Here is a 16,937-nt window from a genome sequence, read left to right as displayed (position 1 = left end):
GCTACTCAAGAAAATCAGGCAGTCTACAAAATATCATTGCTAAAATAACGTATAGTAAAAAGTGCTTTGTGTTGAAAAAATCTGAATGTCGTGAGCAACAAGAAAAATATCACCAGCTATTCGCTAAAAACAGTTCGTGCTTTTGCACAAGACGATGAGCAAAGTCTACGATTGATTTTGCAGTCATTTGTGAGTTCATCGCAAGAAAATCTTCAACGGTTAAAACACGATCTTAAGGAAGGCGACAGTGATGAGCTTGCCGAACTTGCGCATAAAATGCTGGCTATGTTCAGACAGTTGGAGGCCGATGAAATTGTTCAACTGTTAAAACAACTGGAAGAAAAGAATACGCCCTTTGAACAACGTGAAGCACGAGCACAACAAGTTATTCCTCTCATTGAGCAATTACTCCAAGAAATAAAAACAAGCTACCAATTGCACTAAGATTTATGTCGACCGGGAACCTCAATCCCGTATGTTTTCAATTTGTTGTACAAGGTTTTCCGGTCAATCTGCAACAAGCGAGCTGCCTGGCTTTTATTGTAATTCGCTGCCTCCAGCGCTTTCCGAATCACTTCTCCTTCTTCTTTTTCGTTGTACAACGCGAAACAATTGTTTTCACGGCTAGCGTAAAGTTCTGAAGGAATTTCTTTCAAGGTAATTGTTCTGCCATGGGCAAGCAAAGTAGCACGTTTAACGATGTTTTTCATTTCGCGCAAATTGCCGGGCCAGGGATAAGCTTGAAACACCCGCTCCACCCCTTTCTCAAATCCCTCAACCGCTTTATTGAGGTAATGGTTAGCCTGCTCCAGAAAATAGCGCGCAAAAAACAGAATATCCTGCTGCCGTTCGCGCAAAGCAGGAACATCAATCTGAAATTCGTTTAGCCGGTGATACAAATCTTCCCGAAACTCCCCCTTTTCCTGAGCTGTCGTCAAGTTTTCATTGGTTGCAGCAATAATACGCACGTCTACAGGAATCGCCTCATTACTACCTACCGGACGCACAAGCCGCTCCTGCAACACCCTCAGCAATTGCACTTGGGTATTGTACGAAAGATTTCCGACTTCATCTAAAAAAAGGGTTCCACCGTTGGCTGCTTTAAAGTGTCCAATTTTATCGGCAATAGCTCCGGTAAACGAACCTTTCACATGGCCAAAAAACTCACTGGCAACCAATTCCTTCGGAATCGCACCGCAATCCACTGCGACAAAGGGCTTATCCGCCCGCTTACTTTTATCGTGAATGAGTTTAGCGACATACTCTTTCCCAGTTCCACTTTCTCCAATAATTAAAACGGACATTGGTATTGGCGCCACCAGCTCAATATGCTTTTCTAACTTTTTAGCAAGCTCACTAACTCCTTCCTGATAATCGGCGACATCCAATCGCTTCCCCAAGGTATTATCAGCCGTTTTTTGCTCCTGCCCCTCCATCGCTTCGGCAACAACACTCAACACCTCTTCCGGATTTAAAGGCTTCGGAATGTAGTGAAAAGCCCCTTGTTTAATCGACTCAATAGCTGTAGCAATATCAGCATAACCAGTCATCATAACAATCTGGGTTGATGGTGACTGCTGTTTCACAAAACGAATTAACTCCATTCCACTCATATCCGGCATGCGCAAGTCGGTCATCACCACTTGAAAAAAATGTTTCTGGATCATACGCTTCGCTTCCAGGGGAGAAAAAGCAGTTGTTACCTTGTAATGATTCTTCTCCAACAAGGTTTGTAACATAATCCCAAAAGTCACATCATCATCTATGATTAGAATGTTTGCCATGGTCAATTTCGATTACCGATGAGTTTCACCGTATTAACAAATACAACGATTAACTACATCTAATAGTATACGTCAATCGCTGTCATAATAGTTTAATGGAAAAAACCTCTATCACTCCGAATTTCTTCTTCATGATAGAGGTTAAGACACTTAATCTCAATTAGCATCCAAAGTAACTGCTGATTTCTATGTCTTATCTTCTAATTCTGCTATTGCTTATGCTTCGCCATCATCGGCTTTTTCTACTTTCAGAAATTCGCCTTGATCATTGAAAAACACAGCAATCTTTTCATTGTCCTTTTCCAGAATTACTTTATAGCTGCCATCCGAACCCTGAAAAGCTTCAGATACTGAATAATCGGCATAGCCTTCAGAAACAGATTTCACAACAGCTTCCGGAAGGGTTTCAAGCTCAATTTTTTCGTAGGTTACTTCCTGCTGAACAACGCTACTTGTTTCCATGGCATCTGCGGCCATCACTCCGGTTGGTACACTCATTCCCATTGCTACGACTACGGCGGTAATTATCATTCCTTTTTTCATGACTTCTAATTTTTAAATTCTACAATTGTTTGTTTAGTAATTAGATTAACTAAATACGAGAGTTAACCGTGGATTCCTGTGTTTTTATGCGAATCCTGCTGATTATTCTTCAGCATCATCGGCTTTTTCCACTTTCAAGAATTCACCTTGATCGTTGAAAAACACAGCAATCTTTTCATTGTCCTTTTCCAGAATTACTTTATAGCTGCCATCTGAGCCTTGGAAAGCTTCGGATACTGAATAATCGGCATAGCCTTCAGAAACAGATTTCACAACAGCTTCCGGAAGGGTTTCAAGCTCAATTTTTTCGTAGGTTACTTCCTGCTGAACAACGCTACTCGTTTTCATGGCTTCTGCGGCCAGCACTCCGGTTGGTACACTCATTCCCATTGCTACGACTACAGCGGTAATTATCATTCCTTTTTTCATGACTTCTAATTTTTAAATGTTTTACAATTTTAGTTATCGTCTCTACACCCATCCTTATAGAGATAAGCGTGCCAAAAAAAGGAAACAGGGGAAAACGACGAGAATTAGACACTGACATACAGACAAATACCAACAAAGCTTCCCCATTCAAAATTGACAAACACAGGAAAAGGAAAGCTGAGGAATACCCGTGTAATTGTAGAAATATTCCACAAAACAGAAGTTAACAAAGCAAAAAAAGTGTAAAAATCAGCATGAAAACCGACACTTAAAAGACATCAAAACTCACAATTCTTTGCAATCGAGACTGACATGAATGATAAAGTGTAGTAAAAAAAAGAAAGGAAGATCATTCCCCAAAGCACCACTAACTATATAACAACCGAATAGCAACAATCCCCAAATACACCGCACCAATACCAAAGAAGAGGCTTAAACCAATGTTTCCAAGTAACTGAATCAGGTTATTTTCGGAAAGCATTGTTAGATTGTTGTAAGCAAAAGATGAGAAGGTTGTAAAACCACCACAGAAGCCAACAGTCATAAAAATACGCCATTCGGGAGAAAGTAAGTTTCCTCGTTCAGATAAGGCATAAACCAAACCGATGAGAAAGCAGCCCGCAATATTGGCGACGAAAGTTCCCCAAGGAAAAGTACTGTGTAAATAACGTTCTACAAGAACTTGGGTTAGGTAGCGGGACACGCTACCCAGAAACCCACCGGTTCCAACAATCAAGATGGTTTTAAGCATCGATTTTTTTATTATTTCGGGTGAAATGAATACCTTCCATGCAAAATTACAATTATAATCGACTTTTATCAACGGAAGTCCAATTTTCAAACGCCCCCTATGATCAAGGAAATGATAAGCTTGCTTAGTTTGGTATTCTTTTGCTTTACGCTGAATGCACAATCTCAACCCACAAAAGACTGGTCGTTTAATGACGAAATTTCGCTCTGGAAAAAGCATGAAACCTTAAAGAATGCGGGCATTGGTATTTTTGTGCAAGACGCTACAACTGGAGAAGTTTTAGCCAAAACTGCCCCACAGCTAAGCCTTGCTCCTGCTTCAACCATGAAACTGGTTACCACTGCAACTGCTCTTGAGATTTTGGGATCGGACTTTCGTTTTGAAACCCAACTGGCTTATTCAGGAGAGATAAAGAACGACACGCTCTACGGAAACTTGGTCATTATTGGAGGAGGCGATCCTGCCCTGGGTTCTGAGTATTTTAAGGAGCATTACCTCGAAAATCACTTTCTGGATCAATGGACAAAGGCACTGCAAGCACTTCACATAAAGCACATCACCGGAGACATTATTACCGATGCGACCATTTTTGAAGAGCAGACCATTCCAAATACCTGGATTTGGGAAGACCTCGGAAACTATTATGGAGCCGGAGCCTGTGGCTTATCGGTCTACGACAACATGTACCGCATTCACATGGCCTCTCCTGCTGAAGCAGGCCAACCAACCCGTGTACTAACAACCAAGCCGTTTATTCCTGAGTTGGAACTGGACAACCAAGTGAAATCATCAACAGTAAAAAGAGATTTAGCCTATGTTTATGGTGCTCCCATGAGCAATCAGCGAACCATACGCGGCACCATTCCATTGGGGCAAGCCGACTTTGTCATCAAGGCTTCAGTACCCAATCCGCCTTTTTTACTAGGTTGGGAACTACTTGACCGAATCACCTCAGCTCAGATAACCGTTGATGGATTTATTAAAAGTCAGGGATATAATGACACACTTTCCCAGCTGACCTTAGTAAGCCGAACCCTTTCTCCGACACTTTTAGAAATCGCGACGGTTACCAACTACGAAAGTGTCAACCTTTTTGCAGAACACCTGCTAAAATACCTAGCCTTCCTGATGAATGGCAAAGGTTCTACTAAAAAAGGAACTCAGACCATCACTGACTTTTGGGAAAAACATGGCATCGACACGCACGGCTTTTTTATGGCTGATGGAAGTGGCCTGTCTCATTTCAATGCGCTAACAGCAGAACAAATGGTTGGCATCCTTCATTACATGAAAACCCAAAGTGTTGAAGGGAGTAATTGGTTCTGTTCAATTCCTTGTGTTCCCAATGGCACCCTCTACCATTTCAATCCCGTAAATTTTCCCAAGAACAGTCTGCGAGCCAAAAGTGGCAGCATGACCCGGGTACGTTGCTATGCAGGAGAGCTAACAACTCAAAGTGGGCAGCCGCTACTCTTTGCTGTTTTTCTGAATAATTTTGACAGCAGCCACCGGGAAGCCATTCGTCTTATCGAGGACTTGTTACTGCGCTTTTCAAAAAGTAAATAAACCAGTGTTACGTTTGACTTATTTTTCCGTACCTAAGGGTCTTCTTTTTCGAAGCACAACCAACATTTTTGCTATTTTTGCTGTTAAAGAAAAGGAGATTAAACAAGTCTATGTTTGAAAAACAAATATATCTGGAAGGTGTTGATCCACTAGAGTTTTACGGTGTAAACAACACCAAAATTGATCTAATCAAAACATTTTTTCCAAAACTAAATATTGTAAGTCGAGGCAATCAATTAATCATCCAAGGAGATGAAGCTGAAAGTGAAGCTTTTGAAAAAAAGTTCCAACTATTGCTCGACCATTACAACCAGTTCAATGTGCTCAGTTTAGATACCATTGAACAAGTCATGAACAACGATTTTTCGCAAATTGAAAGCGAAATGGCCAATACGCGGGAAGTTTTACTTCATGGAATAAACGGCAAGCCAATCCGGGCACGCACTCCAAATCAGCGTTTATTGGTTGAGTCCAGCAAAAATTCCGATTTAATTTTTGCCATTGGGCCAGCAGGAACTGGAAAAACCTACACCGCCATTGCTTTGGCAGTAAGAGCGCTGAAAAACAGAGAAATCAAACGAATTATTCTGAGTCGCCCCGCCGTTGAAGCCGGAGAACGGCTTGGTTTTCTTCCGGGGGACCTAAAAGAAAAAATCGATCCCTATCTTCAGCCTCTTTACGATGCGCTTCAGGATATGATTCCGGCGAAGAAGTTGGAGGAATTTTTAAAAGATGGGATCATTCAAATTGCGCCATTGGCTTTTATGCGCGGACGTACCTTGAGCGATGCCTTTGTTATTTTGGATGAAGCCCAGAACACCACCCTCAACCAACTCAAGATGTTCCTGACCCGGATGGGGATGAATGCCAAGTTCATCATCACCGGTGATGAAACTCAAATTGACCTACCAAGCATTCACCAATCAGGCTTGATTCAGGCAAAGAAAATTTTGAAGAATATCAAAGACATTTCATTTGTCCAATTTGATGCTAAAGACATCGTCAGACACCGATTGGTGCGCGATATTGTCAATGCATACGATAACTACTATCAAAAAGAACTCGCAAAAAAAGAAGCAATAAAGAAAGACAAAAACTCAAAAAAATGACGAAAGCACTTACAAAAACAGACTTTGATTTTCCCAAGCAAAAAAGTGTGTACCACGGAAAAGTAAGAGATGTTTATAACATCAACGATGAATTCCTGGTCATGGTTGTATCTGACCGTATCTCGGCTTTTGATGTGGTGTTACCTGAAGGTGTTCCGTACAAAGGACAAGTTTTGAACCAAATTGCTTCCAAGTTTCTGGATGCAACTGCCGACATTGTCCCAAACTGGAAAATTGACACGCCAGATCCGAATGTAACTGTTGGTCACCACTGCGAGCCATTCAAAGTTGAAATGGTAATTCGTGGCTACCTCACCGGACACGCCTGGCGCGAGTACCGCGACGGCAAGCGCAGTATTTGCGGTGTTCCTATGCCCGAAGGCATGGTCGAAAACCAAAAATTTGCGGAGCCAATCCTCACTCCTACTACCAAAGCAGATGAAGGACACGATGAAGATATTTCGCGTGAAGCAATCATTGAACAAGGCTTGGTGAGCAAAGAAGACTATGAAATGCTGGAAGACTACACTCGCAAGCTTTTCCAACGTGGAACAGAAATGGCCAAAGAAAAAGGCTTAATCCTGGTTGACACTAAATATGAGTTTGGTAAGAAAGATGGCAAAATCTACCTGATTGATGAAATTCACACGCCTGACTCATCACGCTATTTTTATGCTGAAGGCTATGAAGAACGTCTTCAAAAAGGAGAAAGCCAAAAACAGCTTTCTAAAGAATTTGTTCGTCAATGGCTGATTGAAAATGGTTTCCAAGGGAAAGAAGGACAACAAGTTCCTGAAATGACTGCAGATTTTGTTAATTCAGTTTCAGAACGCTACATTGAGCTTTTCGAAAATATTACTGGCGATCAATTCCAAAAATCGGAGACTGACGCAATTAATGACCGTATTGAGAAAAATGTTAATGCCTTTTTGGCAAAGCTATAACCGTAATTCAATTGGTTTATTAAGAAAGCTTCCGGATTGATTCCGGAAGCTTTTATTTCACCCTCCACCCAATTTTTCATTACATTCAACACTTCGTTTTTATGAAATCAACAACAATCCGTCTTTCGCTTTTAGCCGTGCTTATGGTCTTTTTTAGTTTTTCAGGGAAAGCCCAAACTGAGCAAAACATGAAACAAACAACTTTGGCAAAAACAGGTCTGCAAGCTCCTGATTTTGATTTTATAACCCTTAACGGGAAAAAACAAAGTTTATCGGATTTAAAAGGGAAAGTTGTTCTGATCAATTTCTTTGCAACCTGGTGCGGCCCCTGTCTAAAAGAACTACCTCATCTGCAAAAGGATGTCTTTGAAAAATATCAAAACAACGAAAAGTTTGAGCTATTAGTGATTGGACGCGAGCACAAGCCCGAAGAGCTGGCCAAATTTAAACAGCAAAAAGGCTTTAAACTAGACTTCACCGCAGATGCAGATCGCTCAATCTACTCCAAATACGCCACCCAATTTATTCCACGCAATTTTTTGATTGATGCCAATGGGAAAGTTATCTACAGCTCAATTGGGTTTAAAGACGAAGATTTTAAAGAGCTCAAGCAACTAATTACTGATCAGCTTGCCAAATAATGTAGTTCTAAAAAAAATTAGGCAGGAATATAAAAGTAGAAATCGGATCCTTTTCCGGGAATCGACTTTACACCGATATCGCCTCCCATCAGGTGAACGATCTTTTGAGCAATTGCCAGACCAAGTCCGGTACCTCCGTAGTGCTTACTGGCATGCTCATTCCCCTGCCGAAAACGTTGAAAGATATTCTTCAGATCTTCCTGCTGTATGCCAATTCCAGTGTCCTGCACCTGAAAATGAATCCATTCGCCTCGTTTATGCACTTTTAGGCCAACGGTGCCCGATGTGGTAAACTTCATCGCATTACTGATTAAATTATCAAGTACTTGTTTCAACCGCAACTTATCTGTATGGCATCGGTAATGCTCAGGCAAATGATTTTCCAAAGTAAAGCTAACCTCATTCTTTTCGTGGGTTGCAGCAACATCCCGATAGTGCCAGTTTACTTCATCCAACAAATCAGCCAATAAAAACGACTCTTTACTAATAGAAAGCTGGTCCGATTCAATCTTTGAAATATCGATAATATCATTAATCAACTTCAGCAGCAATTCACCATTCTTATGAATCAGCTTAGTAAACATTTTCTTGTCTTCCTCCGAAATTGATGATTCATTTAGCAAACTGGAAAAACCAAGAATGGCATTCATCGGAGTTCGAATTTCATGCGACATGTTCGCCAAAAAAGCTGTTTTCAGCCGATCGGCTTCCATCGCTTTTTCCTGCTCTAAAACAAGTTGTTTATACACCCGCTCCCGCTCCGTCATCATTTCATTAGCCACTTTTCCCATATCTTTAAACTCATCAAAATACAGGTTGTCGATATTTAACTTCTGGTACCGTTGTTTTCCCCGGTTAAAGAAACGGGTAAAATTATTAAAGTCTGCAATATAGCTTGAGTTAAACCGGTAGATGATAAGGATTTCGATGACGATTGCCAACAATAAGACCACCAGAATGATCAGCAGATTTCGGACCATATCATGCTTTAGTTGTTGCTTTTGAGCCTCAATTTCAGCCCAGGTTTCATCCAAATAAAAACCAGCTCCTACCAACCAGTTGCACTCCTTAAACTCTCTGACAAAAGAAATTTTTGGCGCTTTATCTGTCTCCCCCATCTTGTTCCAGCGGTAAGTGAAAAATCCCCCTTCATCACTAGCTTTTGCTGCCTCCAATTGTTCTTCAAAAATCGCTTGTCTTTCAGGATCACTGCCATCCAGCATATTAAACTTGCCATCATAAGCCTTACCATCCATTACGATTGGCTCGCCATCCATCTCGTTAATAAAGACATAACCACCATAGCGGAAATAATCAGAGCTTACCTTCTGTGCAATCTCTTTCTTAAACTCATCGTAATAGTCTTCGAGGTAAGTCTTTGAGCCAAAATACCAACCAAACGGCTCAAACTTTTTGACAAAAACAACTTTATTCCGGGGTAAGGTATCTTCAACAACAAATGCTTCTTCGCCATAGGCAACATAGCCTTCATCCTGATTTTCTAAAAGGGCTAATTCCGTTTTTACAACATAGTTTCCATCCACATCAACAAAGTCCATCAAATTACGTCCTTTGTATTCCGGACGTCCTGCATAAAAAACACCATGTCCTTCCAGATCGTTAATAAAAACATGCATGAACGAACTACTGCTTTTCATCGACGAAACAGCCTCAACGATCAATCCTCGGATCGTTTCATCCGGCAATTTCCCGTTGTACGCCTCATAAATGCCTGTTGCAATATGATGGGCATTACATACATTCTCTTTCAGGGCATCGACCATTCGATCGTCAAACATCCTTTTCTGACTAGCAATGTAAGCGAGTTCGATATCAATCAAATCCCGAACAAACTGCTTATGTTCATTCAGATGAGTTTCTTGCTGCTTCCGACTAATATCCCGAAAAAGCAAAATTTCATGAACGCTAACCACAGCTGCCACAAAAATAGTCATTAGCAAAGTCGCTGAAATAACAACCCTTCGAATATAGGTTGTCAGACTTCTGGAAGTGGCTTCATTCCTTTTATCCCGATTCTTCCCCATCAAGGCAATAGTTAGTCTTTATTTAATTTGCACAAGCGATACCAAAGTTAAACATATAAATGAAATAATGTCAGTCTCAATACGACAGAAATAAGTAATTTTTTCAACATGATGAAAAAACGTCAGCCAAATCAATCAACTGAACAACAAAAACCTTCTGCAAGAGAAATATCTTGTCTTTCTGTCCAATTTTGCTGTTAAAACTTGTTAAACAATACAAATGAATCAAAAACAAGTAAACACTGGCATTCTTTATGCGTTAAATTAGCACGTTGAAAAAAGATTATAAATCTTAAAACAGAACGAGATGAAAGCATACAGAAAATTAGGATTGACCTTTGTTGTAGCACTAGCAAGTGCTTTTGTTGCTGTATGGGCATACAGTACATTTTTTAACGAACCACAAATAGTAACTGTTCCTCAGGAGCAGAACATGAGATATGCAAGCCTGCCTTCGGCGCCGCAGGGAGAAGCGCCTGACTTAACTTACGCAGCCGAAAATTCGGTGCATGCTGTTGTACACGTTAAAGTGACCTCGCAACAGGAAGCACAGTATTACAGGAATCCATTTTACGAATGGTTTTATGGCGACCGCTACCAGCAACAAATGCCTCCAAAAGTTAGGCAAGGCTCTGGCTCTGGCGTAATTTTATCATCGGACGGTTATATTGTAACCAACAATCACGTGATTGATAATGCCGACGACATTCAGGTTGTACTAAACGACAACCGACAGTTTAATGCAAAACTGGTTGGAACCGATCCAACAACAGATATTGCCCTTTTAAAAATTGCAGGAGAAGATTTTCCATTTTTACGATTTGGAAACTCGGACGCCTTAAAACTTGGCGAGTGGGTATTGGCTGTTGGAAACCCATTTGAATTAACCTCCACCGTAACAGCAGGAATTGTTAGTGCCAAAAGTCGAAACATTGGCATTAATCGCGCCGATATGGGAATTGAATCATTCATTCAAACCGATGCTGCGGTAAACCCAGGCAATAGTGGTGGTGCACTCGTGAATATGAATGGTGAGCTCGTTGGAATTAACACAGCCATTGCTTCCAGAACCGGATCTTATACCGGTTACTCATTCGCGGTTCCCGTATCCATCGTAGAGAAAGTAATTGATGATTTGAAAGAATACGGACAAGTACAGCGTGCTTTACTTGGTGTCTTAATAAGAGATGTCGATGCAAAAATAGCTGAAGAGCACAATATTGATAAAATAGAGGGCGTTTTCATTTCTGAGGTTAACAAAAACAGTGCTGCCGAAGAGGCAGGAATTGAAAATGAAGATGTTATTTTAAATATTGATGGGGTTTCGGTTAACTCTACAGCCCAACTGCAAGAGCAAGTTAGCAAGCACCGACCAGGGGATGTGATAAAAGTTTTGATAAAAAGAGACAATAAACCGAAACAATTTGAAGTTACCCTCCGTAACATGCACGGAGATACAGAAATCATCAAAGCTAGCGACAATATTTTTCTTGGCGCAAAATTTGAGGGGTTAACAGAAAACGAGAAATACCGACTACGCTTAGGCCATGGGATAAAAATCACCGACTTGGGAAAAGGCAAACTTAAGGACGCAGGCCTTAAAGAGGGTTTTATCATAACCGACGTGAACAAGGAGGAGGTTGAAGCGGTTAATGATTTTAAACGCATCATCAACAAGGCTAAAGGTGGCGTATTGATCGAAGGCATTTATCCGAATGGAGAGCCAGCTTACTTTGTTTTTGGAGTTAACTAGACACGCATTGTTTACTTAGATTTAACAAATCAAGGTGTGTGAGCTAAAGCTGTCTGTTCGTTTGAATTATTGACCGTAAAAGTCTATATTTGCACGATTTTTTTTAGAAGGGTATATGAGACAATTAAAGATTACAAAATCGATTACCAACCGCGAGAGTGCTTCTCTTGACAAGTATTTGCAAGAAATTGGCAAGGAAGATTTGATTACTGTTGAGGAAGAAGTAGAATTGGCACAGCGGATTAAAAAAGGCGATCAACATGCATTGGAGAAACTAACCCGCGCAAACCTTCGTTTCGTGGTTTCAGTAGCCAAACAGTACCAAAACCAAGGCTTAAGCCTTCCCGACTTGATTAACGAGGGGAATCTGGGTCTGATTAAAGCTGCTGAAAAGTTTGACGAAACCCGTGGTTTCAAGTTCATCTCCTATGCTGTGTGGTGGATCCGCCAGTCCATCCTTCAGGCTTTGGCTGAACAGTCTCGTATTGTTCGATTACCGCTTAACCAGGTAGGTTCGTTGAATAAAATCAACAAAGCATTTTCGAAATTCGAACAAGAGAACGAGCGTAAACCATCTCCCGAAGAATTGGCAGACTCGCTGGAATTACCTCCTGAAAAGGTTGCTGATACCCTGCGCGTTTCCGGACGTCACATCTCTGTTGATGCACCTTTTGTTGAAGGTGAAGACAACAGCTTACTTGATGTGTTAGTCAACAACGATTCTCCAAATGCAGACCGCAGTCTGATGATGGAATCGCTTGCCAGAGAAATTGAACGTGCTCTCGCTACCCTTACAGAACGTGAAAGTGACATCGTTAGGATGTTCTTCGGAATTGGTTGCCAGGAGATGACCCTGGAAGAGATTGGAGAAAGATTTGGGCTAACCCGCGAAAGGGTACGCCAGATAAAAGAAAAAGCAATCAGACGATTGCGTCACACATCCAGAAGTAAATTATTAAAGACATATCTTGGATAAAAGATTCTTTTAACCGCCCCTCGAGGCGGTTTTTTTTTGCTCTAAATAATCAATTTGCCCACTGAAACGTTTATCCCCAATAAATAAGCCTTTCATTTTATGAGCAAAATAATGACCATTTCCATCATACTTCTCGCCTTACTCATTCTTGCCATTATATTTCTAGTTGTTCTTAATCCATCCTTTGGAGGCTCTCTCAAAGGAGAACGTCTAAAACGTATTGAACAGTCTCCCCATGCGACCAATGGGAAATTCCAAAATCCACTTCCGACACCTGTTCAAACCGATGATGTCCCCTACCTCAAACTCATAAAAGAGTTTGCTTCAATAAGCAACAACAGAGTGCCACAAACCCCCATAAAAACTCACCCTATTGATCTAAATCAATTTGGATTACCAACTGAAAAGATCCAAGTAAGCTGGCTCGGACACTCAACCGTATTACTCAATATAGATGGACTAACCATCTTAACCGACCCGGTTTTTAGTATACGGACTTCGCCATTTTCGTTTGTCGGCACAAAAGCATTTCCCTATACGCACAATTACAACTGGGATAAACTCCCCAAGATTGATCTCATTATTATCTCCCATGACCACTACGATCATCTGGATTACAAAGCGATAAAACAGCTAAAAGATAAGCAAACAGTTTTCTTAACAACACTTGGTGTCGGTGCTCATTTGGAACGGTGGGGAATCGCCCCTGATCGAATCACAGAGCTCGATTGGTGGGAAGGCTTTCAGTTTACAGCTAAAATCAAGATTACAGCAACTCCTGCCCGCCATTTCTCCGGACGAGGATTAACCAATCGGTTCTCTACACTCTGGGCATCCTGGGTGATTCAAGGTCCTTCTCAAAATGTATTTTTCGGAGCTGATTCCGGCTATTTCCCCGGATTTAAACAAATAGGTAAACGCTTTGGCCCATTCGACTTTGCCATGCTCGAATGTGGACAGTACAGCCCTTACTGGCCACTAATCCACATGGCTCCGGAAGAAACCTACCAAGCTGCAAAAGATCTCCAAGCGAAAGCTTTACTTCCCATTCACTGGGGAAAGTACAAACTAAGTATACATCCCTGGACCGAGCCTGTAGAACGACTATTACAAGCAGCAACAGACAATGTGTTAACTATTGCTACACCTGAGGTGGGACAAGTTTTTCCATTGGGCTCCCCCTATCCTAGCAAGCACTGGTGGATTAAATCAGAGGCATACTAAAGGCTATTTCCTCTTTGTCTGATCTCCTTTCACAAAAGAGACAGGACTGTAGAAAATCTTATCGCGGACCTTGGCCTGACGAGCCAAACGCCAGTTTTCGACATAGGTTAATACACGACGCAACACATCAAAATACAAGGCCACCATCAACAAAAAAGTGAATAACCAAACAACCCCCATATTGAACAGGATGGTGTCAATTCGCCACTTTCCAATCCGTTTAAACGAGGCGTAGAAATGTGCAGCACCGTTATTCTGGGCAGGGCTTCGAAAGATCGGCTCATCACCCTGGAAAATCCGGTTGTTATGAATATACGTTTTATGAAGATTATACTTATCCCTCAGAAAGACTTCCAGCTTTTTATTCGCATACTTATTTTTGAAATGCTGTAAACGATCCTCATCACCATCAAAACGATTCAGCAAGCCTTTATATTTCTGTTCTAACACGCTTGATGCCCGCTGATACTCCTCTTTATAATCCGACTGCGCATGCTGAAGGTAAGCTTGAAGCAGTCCTCTAAAAGCTTTACTGTAATTAGCTGACTCCAGTTGGTTAAATGCCAAACTCACAGAATCGCTTACATTCCCTTTCTCCCGAAATAAATCCTGGAAGGAGTTTTTAAGCAAAGGCAAAATAGTCTCTGCATCTGCTTTGCGATTGCTTGCCTGCAAAACATCATAAGAATGCAGGTACTTCTCAACTTCAGGAATCCAGTAAAAAGCTTTAAAACCTAAATCATTCCGCGCCTGCTCCTCGTCAAAAATCACCTTCCGGTATTCATTATTTTTAAACTGATTAACAGCCAGAGCCTCATAGGACCACCTTGAAGTCATGACATCACCAATCCAAGCAGTTTTATTGTAACTACTTAAAGAAGGAGGCATCTTGTTAAAGTCAATTATAACACCACTCAGCAATAACTGAGGCACCAATAAAAGTGGTATCAAAATATAAATGGCCACAGCAGAATTTAAGCCTGCTGAGAGGTTTAATCCCAGTAAGTTTGCAAAACAGGCCGTTGAAAATAAAATGGCCCATGTAGAAAAAGTTAATCCTCGAATTTCAAGCATGTAATGGCCAATCAACACAAATGACACAATCTGAATGGCACTAATTAAAAACAGCATTAAGATTTTCGAGGAAATATAAGCCCCTCGACTCAAATCCAAAAACTCCTCTCGCTTCAATATCTTTCGGTCTTTAAAAATCTCTTCAGCACTAATACTTAAGCCAATAAATAAAGCCACCACCACGCTCATAAATAAAAAAGCGGGGAGGTTATCATTAGTTCCTAAACTATAAACGCCGTTATCGTAATATTTCGAAAAGAAACCCAAAATAATAGCTAATAAAGGAGCTTCGAGTAAGGCAATAGCCAAATATTGTTTATTTGAGCTTTTGGTAGCAAAATCGCGCTTAACAAACAACTTGAGCTGTCTTAGCCAGTCAGGTATTTTGAAATGAACCTCCGGGAACGCTTCTTGCTTAACCGGATTCAAATGCATAAAGTCAACCACCTTGGGCTCCACCTGGGTCTTATAACGATCATACCAGTCTTCAGGCGTTATTTTACGCCGCCGAATACTCTTCCCAAACGGATTGACCATGCGAGCTTCGATGATCCGAAGCGGCTGCTCCGTTTTTACATTACCACAACTCAAACATTCACTTTCATCGGGATTGACATAGCCAGCCTGATCTTTAAAATAAGTAATGGCATCCATGGGGTTTCCAAAGAAAACAACCCGTCCTCCTTTATCCATCACAATCATCCGGTCAAACAGCTTATAAATGTCACTCGACGGCTGATGAATATTGGCAAAAACCAACTTCCCTTTCAAACATTGCTTCTTCAGCAAGTACATTACCTTCTCCGAGTCGGCCGACGAAAGTCCTGATGTAGGTTCATCAACAAATAAAATGGATGGCTCACGCATCAACTCAAGCGCAATATTGAGTCGCTTCCGCTGTCCTCCACTCAAAATCTTCTTTAGCGGATTCCCAACAACCAAGTCACGGGCTTCAACCAAGTCAAAATCATTCAGGGCTTGATCAATCTTAGCTTCGATCTCTTCATCGGTCATCTCCCCAAAACAAAAACGCGCGTTGAATTCAAGGTTTTTATAAACCGTAAGCTCTTCCAACAACAAATCATCTTGAGGCACGTAACCAATCACCCCTTTCAGCAATTCTTCGTTTCGAGGATCATGTAAGTTGTAACCATTAATTGTGATTGTTCCATTGTTGGGTTTTAGCTTCCCATTCAACACATTCAACAAGGTGGTTTTTCCAACACCACTGCCACCCAAAATGCCGACTAAATCACCTGAATGCTCCTGAAAACTCAGTGGATGTAAACCGTAGTTTCTCCGACTGAACCGATATTCAACGTTGTCAACATTAAGCACAATACGCGGTTTTCCTTTTTCCTGGATAAACCGAGTCATAATGCTACTGTAATAGATTGGGATAATTCTCGATGTTTTCAGAATTGCGCCTGGAGGAAAAACATACAAACGGCGCTGCGTAAGCCGATGCCCGTTCATATACATATTTCGTGGTCCCCAATAACGAAAAAACAAGGTATTGATGCTTCCAATGCGAATGAGTTCCAACTCTACCTGTTGATTCTCGCGATACAAGTGCTTGATCTCTGGATCAGGGTAACTCTCATTCCCATTTACAACAAACAGGTTTGCTTTATCCTTTACCTTATCAATCGAGAACAATTGGAAACGATAAAGATTATCATACTCTTTGGGATCAATCTTCAAACCCCGGGCAACAAGATTAACGGTTTTTAAATCGTCAAGCTTAAAATCGCCTTCCTTTTTGATGAAGTTCAGCAATTGAGCTACAATCATGAAACGCGTTCCCAAATCAAACTGGGCTACAATATCATTACAGATCTCGTTTAGGTACTTTTTGTTGATAAACTTATCGCCATTTCCATCCTGCTGATACAAAATATCCCGATTGGTGATGTGATAGTGTTCAACAAACTCCAGATAATGCTGATGATAAGCCTCCACCAACTCCCTGTTAAAGTTTTCGTGTAAAAATGACCGAACCAAGTTTGAGGAAAGCTCCTTCGACTCATCGTCATGATAATCTGTAATAATTGCAAAAAGCCTGATCAGTGTTTCAATGATCCCTTCATACATAAGC

Annotated in this window: 14 protein-coding genes; 8 read left to right on the top strand and 6 right to left on the bottom strand. The window is 41.1% G+C overall.

The annotated features are described in order from the left end of the window. The first annotated feature begins 90 nt into the window (after positions 1-90). On the top strand, positions 91-444 hold the full coding sequence (locus BM156_RS12430) for an Hpt domain-containing protein (RefSeq protein WP_170846951.1): 354 nt from the start codon (positions 91-93) through the stop codon (positions 442-444). Here BM156_RS12430 and BM156_RS12425 read toward each other — a convergent pair. From BM156_RS12425 to crcB, 4 genes are all read right to left on the bottom strand, one after another. After that, on the bottom strand, positions 441-1,784 hold the full coding sequence (locus BM156_RS12425; RefSeq protein WP_093920209.1) for a sigma-54-dependent transcriptional regulator: 1,344 nt from the start codon (positions 1,782-1,784) through the stop codon (positions 441-443). The two genes, BM156_RS12430 and BM156_RS12425, sit on opposite strands and share 4 nt — an antisense overlap. Before the next feature lie 216 nt (positions 1,785-2,000). Further along, complete coding sequence (locus tag BM156_RS12420) at positions 2,001-2,327, bottom strand: hypothetical protein (RefSeq protein WP_093920208.1); 327 nt, start codon at positions 2,325-2,327, stop codon at positions 2,001-2,003. 102 nt (positions 2,328-2,429) lie between these two features. Further along, the gene (locus BM156_RS12415) at positions 2,430-2,756 is read right to left on the bottom strand and encodes a hypothetical protein (RefSeq protein WP_093920207.1); all 327 of its coding nucleotides are present in this window, start codon (positions 2,754-2,756) and stop codon (positions 2,430-2,432) included. A 367-nt stretch (positions 2,757-3,123) separates the two neighbouring features. Further along, positions 3,124-3,507, bottom strand: a complete 384-nt coding sequence (gene crcB, locus BM156_RS12410) for a fluoride efflux transporter CrcB (RefSeq protein WP_093920206.1) — start codon at positions 3,505-3,507, stop codon at positions 3,124-3,126. Positions 3,508-3,606: 99 nt separating this feature from the next. Here crcB and dacB point away from each other — a divergent pair, with 99 nt between their 5' ends. The 4 genes from dacB to BM156_RS12390 all read left to right on the top strand — a co-directional run bounded on the left by dacB (position 3,607) and on the right by BM156_RS12390 (position 7,767). Continuing rightward, a complete protein-coding gene (dacB, locus tag BM156_RS12405; protein WP_093920205.1) occupies positions 3,607-5,073 on the top strand; it encodes a D-alanyl-D-alanine carboxypeptidase/D-alanyl-D-alanine endopeptidase in 1,467 nt (488 codons plus the stop codon). A gap of 110 nt (positions 5,074-5,183) precedes the next feature. Further along, positions 5,184-6,182, top strand: a complete 999-nt coding sequence (locus BM156_RS12400) for a PhoH family protein (RefSeq protein WP_093920204.1) — start codon at positions 5,184-5,186, stop codon at positions 6,180-6,182. Then, entirely contained in the window at positions 6,179-7,126 is a 948-nt protein-coding gene (locus BM156_RS12395; protein ID WP_093920203.1) for a phosphoribosylaminoimidazolesuccinocarboxamide synthase, read from the top strand. The genes BM156_RS12400 and BM156_RS12395 overlap by 4 nt, the downstream gene beginning before the upstream one ends. Before the next feature lie 101 nt (positions 7,127-7,227). Further along, the gene (locus BM156_RS12390; protein ID WP_093920202.1) at positions 7,228-7,767 is read left to right on the top strand and encodes a TlpA family protein disulfide reductase; all 540 of its coding nucleotides are present in this window, start codon (positions 7,228-7,230) and stop codon (positions 7,765-7,767) included. Between the two features lie 17 nt (positions 7,768-7,784). On the opposite strand, the gene BM156_RS12385 is transcribed toward BM156_RS12390, so the two are convergent. Next, positions 7,785-9,812, bottom strand: a complete 2,028-nt coding sequence (locus BM156_RS12385; protein ID WP_093920201.1) for a cache domain-containing protein — start codon at positions 9,810-9,812, stop codon at positions 7,785-7,787. Between the two features lie 307 nt (positions 9,813-10,119). Between BM156_RS12385 and BM156_RS12380 the strand changes: the two genes are divergently transcribed. From BM156_RS12380 to BM156_RS12370, 3 genes are all read left to right on the top strand, one after another. Beyond that, positions 10,120-11,565, top strand: a complete 1,446-nt coding sequence (locus tag BM156_RS12380) for a Do family serine endopeptidase (RefSeq protein ID WP_093920200.1) — start codon at positions 10,120-10,122, stop codon at positions 11,563-11,565. A 115-nt stretch (positions 11,566-11,680) separates the two neighbouring features. Next, positions 11,681-12,541 (top strand): sigma-70 family RNA polymerase sigma factor, encoded by an 861-nt coding sequence (locus tag BM156_RS12375; protein ID WP_093920199.1) that lies wholly within the window; start codon positions 11,681-11,683, stop codon positions 12,539-12,541. Between the two features lie 99 nt (positions 12,542-12,640). Next, entirely contained in the window at positions 12,641-13,765 is a 1,125-nt protein-coding gene (locus BM156_RS12370; RefSeq protein ID WP_093920198.1) for an MBL fold metallo-hydrolase, read from the top strand. Between the two features lie 3 nt (positions 13,766-13,768). On the opposite strand, the gene BM156_RS12365 is transcribed toward BM156_RS12370, so the two are convergent. Further along, positions 13,769-16,933, bottom strand: coding sequence for an ATP-binding cassette domain-containing protein (locus BM156_RS12365; RefSeq protein ID WP_093920197.1), 3,165 nt, complete (start codon positions 16,931-16,933; stop codon positions 13,769-13,771). Positions 16,934-16,937: the final 4 nt, after the last annotated feature.

The sequence above is a fragment of the Sunxiuqinia elliptica genome, assembly GCF_900113005.1.
Classification (GTDB): Bacteria; Bacteroidota; Bacteroidia; order Bacteroidales; family Prolixibacteraceae; genus Sunxiuqinia; species Sunxiuqinia elliptica.
Note: the sequence above shows the minus strand (reverse complement) of the source record. Positions and strands in the feature narration are given on the sequence as shown.

Coding starts and splice junctions, on each gene's coding strand:
- BM156_RS12425 (WP_093920209.1), bottom strand. CDS start 1,784: ATGGCAAACATTCTAATCATAGATGATGATGTGACTTTTGGGATTATG.
- BM156_RS12420 (WP_093920208.1), bottom strand. CDS start 2,327: ATGAAAAAAGGAATGATAATTACCGCCGTAGTCGTAGCAATGGGAATG.
- BM156_RS12415 (WP_093920207.1), bottom strand. CDS start 2,756: ATGAAAAAAGGAATGATAATTACCGCTGTAGTCGTAGCAATGGGAATG.
- crcB (WP_093920206.1), bottom strand. CDS start 3,507: ATGCTTAAAACCATCTTGATTGTTGGAACCGGTGGGTTTCTGGGTAGC.
- dacB (WP_093920205.1), top strand. CDS start 3,607: ATGATCAAGGAAATGATAAGCTTGCTTAGTTTGGTATTCTTTTGCTTT.
- BM156_RS12400 (WP_093920204.1), top strand. CDS start 5,184: ATGTTTGAAAAACAAATATATCTGGAAGGTGTTGATCCACTAGAGTTT.
- BM156_RS12395 (WP_093920203.1), top strand. CDS start 6,179: ATGACGAAAGCACTTACAAAAACAGACTTTGATTTTCCCAAGCAAAAA.
- BM156_RS12390 (WP_093920202.1), top strand. CDS start 7,228: ATGAAATCAACAACAATCCGTCTTTCGCTTTTAGCCGTGCTTATGGTC.
- BM156_RS12385 (WP_093920201.1), bottom strand. CDS start 9,812: ATGGGGAAGAATCGGGATAAAAGGAATGAAGCCACTTCCAGAAGTCTG.
- BM156_RS12380 (WP_093920200.1), top strand. CDS start 10,120: ATGAAAGCATACAGAAAATTAGGATTGACCTTTGTTGTAGCACTAGCA.
- BM156_RS12375 (WP_093920199.1), top strand. CDS start 11,681: ATGAGACAATTAAAGATTACAAAATCGATTACCAACCGCGAGAGTGCT.
- BM156_RS12370 (WP_093920198.1), top strand. CDS start 12,641: ATGAGCAAAATAATGACCATTTCCATCATACTTCTCGCCTTACTCATT.
- BM156_RS12365 (WP_093920197.1), bottom strand. CDS start 16,933: ATGTATGAAGGGATCATTGAAACACTGATCAGGCTTTTTGCAATTATT.